This window comes from Alloscardovia theropitheci (genome assembly GCF_004332295.1).
Lineage (GTDB): Bacteria > Actinomycetota > Actinomycetes > Actinomycetales > Bifidobacteriaceae > Alloscardovia > Alloscardovia theropitheci.
In genome coordinates this window covers 17,431-31,455 of the sequence record NZ_RXLP01000026.1, presented here as the reverse complement: position 1 = coordinate 31,455, position 14,025 = coordinate 17,431, and the positions used below count along the sequence as shown (strand labels likewise).

The following is a 14,025-nucleotide window of genomic DNA, read 5'->3' as shown; positions in this document are numbered from 1 at the left end:
AAAAATCAAGATTTTTGCAAAGGAATATGGTCAAATGGTACTGGAAACAGATCGTCTTATCATGCGTCGCTGGGAAGAAAGAGATGCTGAAGATTTATTCAAATACGCCAGCGATCCTGATGTGGGTCCAGCTGCCGGATGGCCACCTCACAAGGATGTATCTGAGAGTCTTGATGTTATACACAACGTCTTTAATGGCAAAGAAGTTTATGCTGTTTGTCTGAAAGAAAATGGCAAAGCTATCGGCGCAATCGACCTGAAGTTGAATGGTCATACAGATATGACCGAACGAGATAATGAATGTGAGATGGGCTACTGGCTTGGGAAACCATTTTGGGGTCAAGGAATCATTCCTGAAGCTGTGGAAGAAATGCTTCGTCATGCCTTCGAAGACTGTGACATGAATAAAGTATGGATTGGCTATTACGAAGGAAATAACAAGTCTAAGCGCGTTCAAGAAAAATGCGGCTTTGTCTATCAGCGGACAACACCAGATGTAGACGTTCCGCTCATGCATGAGAAAAGAACGGAACATGTGAGTGTGATGACAAGGGAAGACTGGATCATGAGGAATAACAAGGCGTAGGGGGGGGTGGAGAGGAATTTTCGACTTGCTCTATATACGGCTATACGTTATATAGATACTTCATTATGATGGTTTTGGCTAAGATGAAAGCTAAGTGGATTGGGTAGATATTACGAGTGCTCAGTATAGGAGAATGTTCGGTGAACAAATTTCTCAAGACGATGTTGATAGTGGTCTCGATAGCGATGAGCATCGCTGCAATTGTTCAATTATTTTTCCCAGAATATATGGGTACACATTCTGAGTACGGAACTTCTGTAGGCTGGCAGAGAGAAATTGCTCTATGGAATATAGCAATTCTTCCGTTTCTCTTTGCCGTGCTCATCAAATGCGATTGGTTTTGGATTCAAATTTTACTTACCGGCCTTATAATTTGAGGAATAGGTCTGGGAACAAACCATCTTATAGGGTATTTACACGATTCAACAAAAATAGTTAGCCTTGTAGGCGCTATCGAAAATTATATACTCGTTCTATGCTGGGTTATTGGATGGGTAGCTGAGAAAAAGAAAATGAAAAAGGTGCGATAGTCACGCAATGGATATATTGGCATATTAATGACAGCAGATGAAGCATAGGTAAGGAGAGCGAATTACCGATTCATACATTCTGACTGCTGGCGTGTTGCTTTTAATTTCTTGACATTCCAGCACAAAACCAATAAAATAGTTAAGTTAAAACTTGTGTCATATTGCGGGCATAGGCGACAAGCGTTGGCGCAAGTGTAAATAGTGGCACTTGCCATCGCAATTTCTAGAAATTATTTATACAGCGAATGGTAAGGAATTCCCCTTGGCTGCTAAGAATAGCAATAGCGTAACGGCAGTAATTGCACGTGCAGATGAGAATGATATCAAGCTGCGCAAGGCAACTGACCGTGTTAACTTCGGCTCCATCCGTGAGCCAATTGAAGTGCCTGATCTCCTTGGCGTACAAACCGATAGCTTTGACTGGCTTATTGGTAACGAACGCTGGAAGGCACGTGTAGCAGAAGACGAAAAGAACGGCACATTCACCGTTCCACGTGTTTCCGGTCTTGAAGAAGTATTTAACGAGATTTCTCCAATTGAGAACTTTGCTCAGACTATGTCTTTGACATTCTCTGACCCATACTTCGAAGAGCCACGTCACACCGTTCAGGAGTGCAAGGAAAAGGATTACACCTATTCCGCACCTCTGTATGTTAATGCAGAATTCACCAATTACGAGACTGGCGAAATTAAGTCCCAGACCGTATTCATGGGTGATTTCCCATTGCAGACTCCTCACGGTACATTCATTATCGGTGGTACTGAGCGTGTAATCGTTTCTCAGCTCGTACGTTCTCCTGGCGTGTACTTTGATCGCCAGGCAGTACAGGCATCCGATAAGGAAGTCTTCGGCGCAAAGATTATCCCAAGCCGTGGTGCATGGCTTGAATTTGAAATCGATAAGCGTGACGTCCTCGGCGTACGTATCGATCGTAAGCGTAAGCAGTCCGCAATTGTCTTCTTGAAGGCAATCGGTATGGAAGATTCTGAGATTGCAGAAGCATTCAAGGATTATCCATTGGTTATGCAGGCATTGGATGAAGATAAGACTGTTGACCAAGATGCTGCTCTCGTAGATCTTTATCACAAGATTCGTCCAAATGATGCTGCAACTGCAGATGCAGGACGTAACTTGCTTGACTCCTTCTACTTCAACACCAAGCGTTACGATTTGGCTCGCGTTGGTCGTTACAAGATCAACCACAAGCTTGGTCTTGAAGAAGATATGAGCGACCGTTCTTTGTCTCGTGAAGACATCATTGCTACCATCAAGTACTTGGTAAGCCTTCACTCTGGCGCTGAATACTTTGCTGGTACTCGCAACGGTGAACCAATTGAGCTTCGCGTAGACGTTGATGATATCGATCACTTCGGTAATCGTCGTATCCGCCAAGTTGGTGAGCTCGTACAGAATCAGCTTCGTACTGGTCTTTCCCGTATGGAACGCGTTGTTCGCGAACGTATGACTACTCAGGATGCAGAAGCAATTACTCCACAGTCCTTGCTTAACATCCGACCAGTAGCTGCAGCAATCAAGGAGTTCTTCGGAACTTCCCAGCTGTCTCAGTTCATGGATCAGAACAACCCACTTGCAGGTGTAACAAACAAGCGTCGTTTGTCTGCATTGGGTCCTGGTGGTCTTTCTCGTGACCGTGCTTCCATGGAAGTTCGAGACGTTCACCAGTCTCACTTCGGACGTATGTGCCCAATTGAGTCTCCTGAAGGTCCAAACATTGGTTTGATTGGCTCCTTGGCTACCTTCGGTCGTGTAAACCCATTCGGTTTCATCGAAACTCCATACCGTAAGGTTGTAGACGGTGTTGTAACAAACGACGTCGTATACATGACTGCTGATCAGGAATCTGAGCACTTCATCGCTCAGGCAAACCAGAAGCTCGATGCCAATGGCCGCTTCTTAACTCAGGAAGCTCTCGTACGAGATGCTAACGCTGAAGCAGAGGATGTTCCTGTATCTCAGGTCGACTACATGGACGTTTCTCCACGCCAGATGGTTTCCGTTGGTGCTTCTTTGATTCCATTCTTGGAGCACGATGAGGGTCACCGAGCATTGATGGGTGCTAATATGCAGCGTCAGGCTGTTCCTTTGATTAAGTCTGAGCGTCCACTTGTCGGTACTGGTTCTGAATGGCGTACAGCAGTTGATTCTGGTGACGTTGTTAAGGCTGAAAAGGATGGCGTAGTTATCTACGTATCCGGCGATTTGATTCGTACTTTGAATGATGATGGCACTCAGTCTTCTTACAAGATTGTTAAGTTCCAGCGTTCAAACCAGACTACTTGCTACAACCAGGTACCACTCGTCAATGAGGGCGACCGTGTTGAAGTTGGTTCTGTTTTGGCTGATGGTCCTGCAACTGATCAGGGTGAACTTGCTTTGGGTAAGAACTTGCTCGTTGCATTCATGCCTTGGAACGGTTACAACTACGAAGATGCAATTATCATCTCCCAGCGTTTGGTTCAGGACGATACTTTGTCCTCTATCCACATCGAAGAGTACGAAATCGATGCACGCGAAACAAAGCTCGGTGCAGAAGAGATTACTCGTGATCTTCCAAACGTGGGCGAAGATGCGTTGGCAAATCTTGATGATCGCGGAATCGTCCGTATCGGTGCAGAAGTTGAGCCAGGCGATATCTTGGTCGGTAAGGTAACTCCAAAGGGTGAAACTGAGCTGACTCCAGAAGAGCGTTTGCTCCGTGCAATCTTCGGTGAGAAGAGCCGCGAAGTTCGCGATACCTCTTTGCGCGTACCTCACGGTGAAAACGGTACTGTTATCGGTATCAAGGAAATCACACGTGAAGATGCAGAAGAAGATGGCGATGAACTTCCAACTGGCGTAAACCACATGATTCGCGTATACATCGCTCAGCATCGTAAGATTACTCAGGGTGATAAGCTCGCAGGTCGTCACGGAAATAAGGGTGTTATCTCCCGTATTCTTCCTGAAGAAGATATGCCATTCCTTGAAGATGGTACCCCAGTTGACATCATGCTCAACCCACTCGGTGTACCTTCTCGAATGAACGTTGGTCAGGTACTCGAATTCCACTTGGGCTGGATTGCTAAGTCTGGTTGGGATATTTCCTTGGATCCAAACTTGGAAGCAGAGTGGAAGAAGTACATTCCAGAAGGTGCTGAAAAGGGCGCTCCAGGAACTCCAGTGGCTACACCAGTATTCGATGGTGTTAAGCCTGAAGTTCTCAATGGTTTGCTCTCTACTACTTTGCCAAACCGTGATGGTGATCATATGGTCGGTGCAAATGGTAAGGCACAGCTCTTCGACGGACGTACCGGTGAACCATTCGGAAAGCCAATTTCTGTGGGCTACATGTACATGCTTAAGCTCCACCACTTGGTTGACGATAAGATTCACGCACGTTCTACTGGTCCATACTCCATGATTACTCAGCAGCCACTTGGTGGTAAGGCACAGTTCGGTGGCCAGCGCTTCGGTGAGATGGAAGTTTGGGCTTTGGAAGCTTATGGTGCAGCACACACCCTTCACGAAATGATGACTGTAAAGTCTGATGACGTGGACGGTCGCGTACGAGTTTACGGCGCAATCGTTAAGGGCGACAACTTGCCATCTGCTGGTATCCCAGAATCCTTCAAGGTTCTGCTTAAGGAAATGCAGTCCCTCTCCTTGAACGTAGAAGTGCTCAACGCTGAAGGCGTAGCAATTGATATGCGTGAAGAAGATGGCGACCCAGTTTCTGCTACTGATGATCTCGGCTTCAACATTGGATCTCGTCCAGATGCATCCGCTGGCTATGAAGAGCCTGCAGTATCTGAGTTCCAAGCATAAGCGAATCATCGTAAGTATTTAGGTAGACGTAACAGGAATAGAAAAGACAGGATATTAAATGCTTGATGTAAATGCATTTGATCAAGTACGAATTGGTTTGGCAACTGCCGACGAAATTCGTGGCTGGTCCCATGGCGAAGTTAAGAAGCCAGAGACCATTAACTACCGTACTTTGAAGCCTGAGAAGGACGGATTGTTCGGCGAGCAGATCTTCGGACCTACTCGTGACTGGGAATGCGCATGCGGTAAGTATAAGCGCGTGCGCTTCAAGGGCATCGTATGTGAACGCTGTGGCGTAGAAGTTACACGTTCTCGTGTACGTCGTGAGCGTATGGGCCATATCGAATTGGCAGCACCTGTAACCCATATTTGGTTCTTCAAGGGTGTTCCATCTCGTTTAGGCTACTTGCTTGACATGTCTCCAAAGGACCTCGAAAAGGTTATCTACTTTGCTGCTTATATGGTGACAAAGGTAGATGAAGAGGCTCGTCACAAGGATATGCCTGATTTGCAGGATGAGTTTGATGTAGAAATTCGTCAGCTCGTTCAGCGTCGTGACGTAGAGCTTGATGCTCGCGCTAAGAAGCTCGAAGAGGATATGGCTGAAGTTGAAGCTGAGGGTGGGAAGTCCCCAGCTAAGGCAAAGCTTCGCTCGAGTGCAGATCGTGAGCTTAAGAACATTCGTCAGCGCTTTGATGACGAAATCGCTCGCTTGACTGCTGTATGGGACAAGTTCTTGAACTTGAAGCCAGGCGATATGGAAGGCGATGTCGATCTGTGGCGTGAAATGGAAGACCGCTACGGTGACTACTTCGAAGGTTGCATGGGTGCTGAGGCAATTCGTCAGCGCTTGCTTGACTTCGATTTGCAGGCAGCAACTGAAGAACTTCAAGAGGCTATCGCTACCGGAACTGGTCAGCGTAAGGCTCGTGCTTTGAAGCGCTTGAAGGTTGTTCGTTCCTTCGTAGAAACAGGAAAGTCTCCAGCGGCAATGGTTCTGGATGTTATTCCAGTAATTCCACCAGACTTGCGTCCTATGGTTCAGCTTGATGGTGGCCGTTTCGCAACTTCCGATTTGAACGATTTGTATCGTCGTGTAATCAACCGTAACAACCGTTTGAAGCGACTCATCGAGCTCGGTGCTCCTGAGATTATGCTGAACAACGAAAAGCGCATGCTTCAAGAAGCAGTTGATTCGCTCTTCGATAACGGTCGTCGCGGTCGTCCAGTAACAGGCGCATCAAACCGCCCACTCAAGTCCTTGTCCGATATGCTCAAGGGTAAGCAGGGTCGTTTCCGTCAGAACTTGCTGGGTAAGCGTGTAGATTACTCGGGTCGTTCCGTAATCGTTGTAGGCCCATCTTTGCGCATGCACCAGTGTGGTTTGCCAAAGTCGATGGCTTTGGAACTCTTCAAGCCATTCGTAATTAAGCGCTTGGTAGACAAGGGCTATTCTCAGAATATGAAGAGCGCAAAGCGCCTCGTAGACCGCGGTGACGTAGTTGTATGGGATGTTCTCGAAGAAGTAATTTCCGAGCATCCAGTACTTCTCAACCGTGCACCTACACTTCACCGTTTGGGTATCCAGGCATTCGAACCAGTGCTCGTTGAAGGTAAGGCAATCCACTTGCCACCTTTGGCTTGTGCAGCATTCAACGCTGACTTCGATGGTGACCAGATGGCAGTCCATTTGCCATTGTCGGCTGAAGCTCAGGCTGAAGCTCGTACATTGATGATGGGCTCGGATAACATCTTGAAGCCAGCTGACGGTCACACCGTAACCATGCCTTCTCAGGATATGATTATCGGTTTGTACTACTTGTCAACTGTCGTACCTGGAGCAAAGGGACAAGGTCGTATCTTCAGCTCAATGGCTGAAGCTCGTATGGCTCTCGATTTGCGTGAGATCGATATGCAGGCGGAAATTCTTATCCGTCAGCCTGAAGATTTCGTTTTGCCAACGAACTGGCAGCCACGCGAAATTGAAATCCTCGATCCAGTAGATGGTGACGTTAAGGTAGCACGTGAAGAACGCTTTGTAGATGGTTCTGTGCTCTTTGCAACTTCCTATGGTCGCATGCTCTTCAATGAAACATTGCCAGTTGACTATCCATTCGTCAATGAACAAGTTGCTAAGGGCAAGCTCTCCAGAATCGTTGATGACATCGCAGCACGTTACTCTACCGAACAGGTAGCAGCAACCCTCGATGCATTGAAGGATCTTGGCTTCACTCGCGCACCTTGGTCTGGCGTTACCATGGCGTTCTCTGATATCGTTGCTCCAAGCAACCACCAGGAGATCGTTGCTTCTTATGAAGAGCAGGCTCGCAAGGTTAATAGCCAATTCGAGCTTGGTTTGCTCACTGAAGAAGAACGTAAGCAAGAGCTCATCAACCTGTGGACTGAGTGCACCGATAAGGTAGCAGAGGCTATGCAGGAGAACTTCCATGATGATAACAACGTGAACATCATGGTTCAATCCGGAGCTCGTGGTAACTGGATGCAGATTCGTCAGATTGCTGGTATGCGAGGTCTCGTGGCAGATCCACGAGGTGAAACCATCGCTCGACCAGTTAAGTCCAACTACCGTGATGGCTTGTCAGTACTTGAGTACTTCATCTCCCAGCACGGTGCTCGTAAGGGTCTGGCAGATACCGCATTGCGTACTGCAGAATCTGGTTACTTGACTCGTCGTCTCGTTGACGTTTCCCAGGATGTTATCGTTCGCTCTCAGGACTGCGGTACAAAGCGTGGTCTTCCAATGCAAATTGCTGAGCGCGATGCAAATGGCAACTTGGTACTCGTAAAGAACGCTGACGGTGGTCCATACTCTCGTATCCTTGCAGCAGACGTTGTCGATCCAGCAGATGGTGAAACCGTTCTGTACAAGCGTGGGGATGCGTTGTCTATGGACGTACTCAACGACTTGGTAGCTCACGGTGTAGAAACCGTTTCCGGTCGTTCTGTATTGACCTGCGAATCCACCGATGGCGTGTGCGCAATGTGCTACGGCTGGTCCTTGGCAACCAATCACTTGGTTGACGTGGGTGAAGCTGTTGGTATCGTTGCTGCTCAGTCCATTGGTGAGCCTGGTACTCAGCTGACACTTCGTTCCTTCCACTCCGGTGGTGTTGCTTCGGCATCTGATATCACACAGGGTCTTCCTCGTGTTGCAGAGCTTTTCGAAGCACGTAATCCTAAGGGTGAAGCTCCAATTGCAGCAGATGCAGGTACAGTACACATCGAGGACAACGAATCTGGCCGTCGTATTCTTTTGACTCCAGATGATGGAAGCGATGTCATCGAATACCCAGTATCTCGTCGTAACCCAGTTATGGTTCATGACGGACAGCACGTGGAAGCTGGAGATCAGCTCACTGAGGGTTCTGTCGATCCTAAGAAGATCACCGAAATCCTCGGCGCTCGTGCAGGTCAGGTATCCATCGTGGAAGGTGTTCACGACGTATACCGTAGCCAGGGTGTAGATATCCACGATAAGCACATCGAGGTTATCGTTCACCAGATGCTTCGCCGTATTACCGTTCTTGAATCCGGTGATACTAAGTACCTTCCAGGTGAATTGGTCGATCAGCAAATCTTCCGCGCTGCAAACAAGGCAGCAGTTGCTGCTGGTCAAAAGCCAGCAACTGGTCGTCCAGTATTGATGGGTATTACCAAGGCGTCCTTGGCAACTGAATCATGGTTGTCAGCAGCATCCTTCCAGGAGACAACTCGTGTCTTGACTGAGGCTGCTTTGAGCCAAAAGATCGATGATCTCAAGGGCCTCAAGGAGAACGTCATCATCGGTAAGCTCATCCCAGCAGGTACCGGTTTGTCCCGTTACCGCAACGTTATCGTTGAGCCGGATAAGGCGATTCGCGATACCATCTACCCAAGCTTCGGCTTGGATACGGAGATGGGTAGTGACTTCGCTGGTCTTCCGGATGCAGACTTCTCCGATGTTGATTTCGCCAGCCTTGATTTTGGCGATTTGAACCTCGGGCAGGAGTTCAACCCTGACGATTTCTTGAACGATTTGGGGGACCAGGGCGACTTGGGTAGCTTCGGACTCGGAGATGGATCTCAGGAAAACTAGTAGGGCATTGCTAGGCGTTAGATATGTCAACGATGAGAAAGGCTATCCTGAATTCGATGACATAAAGAGCTAAATTGCCCAAAATTATGGTGCTAGGGCTCTGTAAGCTAAATGGCTTGCAGAGCCCTCGCTTTTTGTTGTTTGAGCGCTTTTTGACATATTTTGTGGTTTATTCTGCGGCACGGGAGCTCAGTGAGTGAGTAATCTCTAGTACTTCGTAAATCTAAAGATTGAAAATTAGAGAATCGTATTTTCTAGCATGTTTTGGGCAAAAAGGGGTCAAAAAACTGGGCTCTAACACTCAAATACACCGAATATTGGTTCCATTTTGCCCAAAAGTTGGTTGAAATAAAGATTTTCCACGATAAATAACATTGGGACTTTAAAAGTATAGAAATTATAGAAAATATAGAGGAAGATCCATCTTTAGTGGAAACAATGATCCTAATTTGCTTTCCATGTGTGCATGCATTTAGCAATTTTATCGGGATATTATCCGTTATTCAGAAGCAGATCTACATACTGTAAAGATGCTAAAGAAGGTACATGGTCGCTCATTATAAGCTGATTAAGAACGAATAAGGAGGAGCAGTATTGGTTTGCTCTAACACGTCTCAAGTAGGCGTGAAGCGCAGAAAATCGAAAAGGCCGAATAGCCAAATTCTTCTAGTAATCACGCGCAAGAGGAAATGGTTTACTGGAGTCTGTGAAGAGTGCAATCACCAAGTCTGCAAGCCAGTAATCGTTGACGTTTTGATTGTTCCCAATGGCTTACTCGTGGTACACCGGCCAGCATTAGCTTCTGAATCATATCACTTCCATTCCGAGATGAAGCTTCGCTGAATCTAAATCGCACAATCTTGTAATTAGCAAGATTTAAGGCCGTCTCACGATCCTTCTCTTTGAGGATAACGTCCTGCGCGGAATGGGCATTAGCGTTATTGAGCATGGTTGTATCGGTGTACTTGCTTTTCCCGTCCAACTCGGCAACTATATGCCTAAACTCACTACGGGAATTGCGAAACGACCATAGGTAGTCAGGGCGTAACGTTCTAGACAACTGAAAAGTATGATCTTTTCCTTTGTTGATACTTAGAAGAGGATTCGCGATGACTTTTTGAAGGATAGGCTTGCAAAAGCCTGCTCGTATCATTCTTGCTCGGCAAAATGATTCTCCACCATTTTCGGATTTTTCATCGATGAACTGCATTTTGAAACATGCGATAGATGCCATCCAGCAGCCATGGTTCCTTTTAACGAAATTGAGCATCATACGATACGTGATGGAGTATTTCTTGGCTAGCTTGTCACAAATAATTAGTGCATCTTCAAAAGGAAGCATTCGCATGCAGTCAAAAAGAGTTTGCATAGGAGAAGTAACGATATGACCATTGATAATGCCTAGTGTCTCAGTTAGTGGCGTGTATATAGGATTCGGGCGTTTGGTGAGAGCGAGAAGGGACTTTGGCGTGCGGCCATTTTTAATATAATGAAAACGAACAGGCAAGGTCTTACGGCGCTTGGAAGATGTATGAATATCTACCGAGAAATGAGTGTATTTATAAAGTAATGGGTTGCTACACATTGCGCCAAGCAATGCTGCAGCAGAAATAGAGCAAACAGGCCATAATCGATGAGTCGAAGCGATTGCCTGAATTTGCGCTAATGCTCGTTCCTTATCATTAGCTCGTTCCCATTGTGTTTTATCGGCGAAATAACCTTTTACGGGTTGGGTGAGGATATTGCGCGCGCACCGACGCACAGCCGTACGTCGTTCTGACTTCAGACACGGCCTAAATAATAAAGTGCGAGTATTCTGCTGCATATCTCGATTATTAATCTAATTACCCGCAAGTAACGAATTAAAAAAGCATTGTGAACGAATGTGAATAACTCTTGGGCATTTCGAAACATGACAGGGAATCATAACGAGGTACAAATGAGAACTAATCAACAAGTACTGGGAGAAATGATTCTGCGACCGTGTCATTTGAGATGATAAGTTTTGTCTGAAACTCGCGAATTCATCATCTTTTGGGCACAATGGAACCAAAATTAAGGCTTATATGCATCATTGACTCTCGAAAATGACTCCGTTATGCCCAAAAGATTGAAAAAACGACGCTCAACGTGGTTATGAGCATTGACCGTAGCAAAAGAGAACGGCGATGCAAAGAGAGCAAGGAAAAAATACATAGCAAAGCGTTAAATATCGCTCATCGACTACATCGCGTATAAGTATTTTGCATAACGGTGAATGCAGTTAGGGCTTGGAATATTGCGAAACCGCACATTTCAAGCCCTAACAATGATGAGGAAGCGACTACATCCATCTTTTTTGCATAGTAACAGCAAAATGCACATATACCAGACTCATTGAAAGATTGTAGCCACGCTCAAACCGAAACTACATTTGTGAATCCTTGTAGAGTCCAATCTTGATAGCAGTGGTCAAAATGTATGCTTCACGTGGGTCGGTTGCATCCCAGCCAGTCATCTGAACAGACTTCTTGAGACGATAACGAATGGTATTTGGATGCACATTCAAGATTTGTGCAGTTTTGTCCAACGATGAGCCGGAGAAGAGATAATTTTGCAATGTGGACAAGATTTGGGTCTTGTGCTCGTCATTCTTCATTGGCAGATAAACGTTATCGTAGAGTTCCTGCTGTGCATCCTCATCTCCAAACAGCGCGCGCTCCGCAAGGAAGTCCTCGGCGCGCATAGGGCTCGGATGGTTCGGGAAAGCAACGCGTGCCTTGAAACCATTCACCGCAGCGCGCAAGGTGGCTGCAGCACCTTCAATGTGCGAGCGGACTGGCCCAAAGCATACCGTTGGCGTTTCGTCGAAGAGTGCAGCGGCGACCTCAAGGTAGTCCTTGCGCGATTCGACAGGACCCATGCCGATGAGCAAAATCGTGTAGTGGTCGTGGGACGAAATGCAGACCTGACCACCGAGCTGCAAAATCGCGTTGCGCAAATCGGCCCGAACGAAGCCGGAGCGCAGGCTGCTGGAAATATCAAAGTCGCCCACAACAGCGAAGAATTTCTCATTTGCCTGCCAGTTGAAGTTTGCAATGCGGGATTGCAAAGAAGGTGAGAAGTCGCGGTTGAGAAGAGATTCGATGATGAATGCTTCGTCGCGTGTATCCCAGATGCTTCGTGTTACTGCCACGCGACCGTAAATACGAGCTGCAGAGAATGCAGCTTCACGTGAGAAATACACTGCTGCTCGAGCATATGCAGCTTCCTGACCTTGAGGGGCAAAGAAAGTTACATGATTTTCTACAGCATCTACTGCATAGCGAATTGCATCAATCACATTTTCCAACGTGATTTTCGTGGTTGTCTCGAGAGGCGCGAGAGTAAAAAGATTTTCTGCGGAAACATCATCAACATGACCTGTGTCAAGAGCATGCTCATTTGCGAATTTGACGTAATCGGCGACGGCCGTGAGCAAAATGACACGGAGATAATGTGCTTCGTTAGCTCCGAGCTTACTATACCAATCAGTGTTCTTACTGCACTGATCCAAGCACTCTTCGACGATGATTTCTACAGATTTGCGAGTTTGTGGGTCTAACGCCTCAAACTGTGCGGAAGCAACCATTGCTTGTAACACTCCTATTCAATGTATTGAAATAATCTACAATATCCTCGTATATTTTATATGAAAATTCTACAAAAATAAAGCTATTGTTCATAATTAATCGCGCGGGGGGGGTATTTGGTGCAAAATTCAGCGTTTTTCTGTGTATTTCTCGTTGAGAACTTAGTAGGTGAAGTTCTCAACGAGAGGAGTTAACTTTTTGAAGTCGGGTAACATGCATTGCGCAGTTTACTCATGCAGTAACTGTTCTTAACAGGTAGAGCGCTGCTTCAAAATGTTGCATATTTATATGTCTTTCGCGATTGCTCTTAGTAACCACGAAATCATTGAGTTATGTTTTGGTTGATTTATTTAGATTTGCGCTGGGTGATCAGATCCCGGGGAGAGAGTAAAACCTTCGTAAAACCGGACGAGTGATTAAACTGCTCAATAAAGAGCGCAGATCTAATCGAGCCAAAATTTGTTAGGGTTCTAGGTTAATTATTTTCGGTGCTGAACGTGCAAAACTAACTGTTTAACTCCGAAAGTTGCAAGAACCGCAACCAGTGCTTTAATGCAATCAAATCCAACAAAACCCATAGAGGCAACCATAAGTGAACTGAAAGAAGCATTAACAAGGATGCTTTGGATGCTTACGCCGATGATGTATAGAACGACCATACATCCTAGTGTGAGTGCGATAAATGCTCCAGCTGCGCGAGAGATGGAAGTGCGGTATTGAGAGGTGTGTGCGAGCAATGAGGATGGATCTGAAGATTGCAAACGAGAATTTACGATTTCTAGTCCGTAATGTGAGACGACGAAGGCTGGGATGAATCCCCATATAAATCCAGCGCTAGGACCTACGAGTGCGAGAGTGCTCATACCTCCAGAAAAAATCGGCATGCCAGCGGCACCGAGTGCAATGTATGTGCTGATAACGCTGAGCCCTTCGCTAAGGGTGAGGTTGAGCGCGATAAGCATGAGTACAAAGGTTTGCATGGTAATGCCGACTTGGGTGCCGGGAATGGCGATTCGTCCAGCAAGTCCCGCTGCGATGAAAAGTGTAGTAAAAGTTAGATATTTAGTAATGGAGAAATTGTTAAATATGTTTCGGATAAGTGTATATAAATTTGTGACTATAAACAATTAGGGGCTCCTTGTGATTTTTAAGTTGGAAGATAAGTAAACAATAGAGCTTTAGAATAAATACAAAATTGTTTAGTTGTTATTCTATCCTAAGATAGGAATAAATAAGGAATAGTATAGCTAATTTGGGTCATTAAATTCAGATAATAAAATTACAGTTGTTAAATACTACAAAACACACGTAAGAACTTTGTTCGTTAAAACATGGTCAAATTCATAAAAGTTTAGTAGTTTTATATAAAGTTGTTG

The 14,025-nt window shown here is 46.0% G+C and carries 6 protein-coding genes; 3 read left to right on the top strand and 3 right to left on the bottom strand.

Translation table 11 applies throughout. The annotated features are described in order from the left end of the window. The first annotated feature begins 34 nt into the window (after window positions 1-34). From EJ419_RS06635 to EJ419_RS06620, 3 genes are all read left to right on the top strand, one after another. Window positions 35-586, top strand: a complete 552-nt coding sequence (locus tag EJ419_RS06635) for a GNAT family N-acetyltransferase (protein ID WP_131284888.1) — start codon at window positions 35-37, stop codon at window positions 584-586. Between the two features lie 792 nt (window positions 587-1,378). After that, window positions 1,379-4,942 carry a DNA-directed RNA polymerase subunit beta gene (gene rpoB / locus EJ419_RS06625; RefSeq protein WP_131284886.1) on the top strand — a complete coding sequence of 1,188 codons (3,564 nt, stop codon included), beginning with the start codon at window positions 1,379-1,381 and terminating at the stop codon, window positions 4,940-4,942. A 58-nt stretch (window positions 4,943-5,000) separates the two neighbouring features. After that, window positions 5,001-9,038 (top strand): DNA-directed RNA polymerase subunit beta', encoded by a 4,038-nt coding sequence (locus EJ419_RS06620; protein ID WP_131284884.1) that lies wholly within the window; start codon window positions 5,001-5,003, stop codon window positions 9,036-9,038. Window positions 9,039-9,732: 694 nt separating this feature from the next. Here the strand turns inward: EJ419_RS06620 and EJ419_RS06615 are convergent. The 3 genes from EJ419_RS06615 to EJ419_RS06605 all read right to left on the bottom strand — a co-directional run bounded on the left by EJ419_RS06615 (window position 9,733) and on the right by EJ419_RS06605 (window position 13,776). Continuing rightward, window positions 9,733-10,863, bottom strand: coding sequence for a hypothetical protein (locus tag EJ419_RS06615; protein ID WP_131284882.1), 1,131 nt, complete (start codon window positions 10,861-10,863; stop codon window positions 9,733-9,735). A gap of 582 nt (window positions 10,864-11,445) precedes the next feature. Beyond that, window positions 11,446-12,648, bottom strand: coding sequence for a PucR family transcriptional regulator (locus EJ419_RS06610; protein WP_131284880.1), 1,203 nt, complete (start codon window positions 12,646-12,648; stop codon window positions 11,446-11,448). Window positions 12,649-13,128: 480 nt separating this feature from the next. Beyond that, window positions 13,129-13,776 carry a biotin transporter BioY gene (locus EJ419_RS06605; protein ID WP_205668845.1) on the bottom strand — a complete coding sequence of 216 codons (648 nt, stop codon included), beginning with the start codon at window positions 13,774-13,776 and terminating at the stop codon, window positions 13,129-13,131. Between the last annotated feature and the right edge of the window lie 249 nt (window positions 13,777-14,025).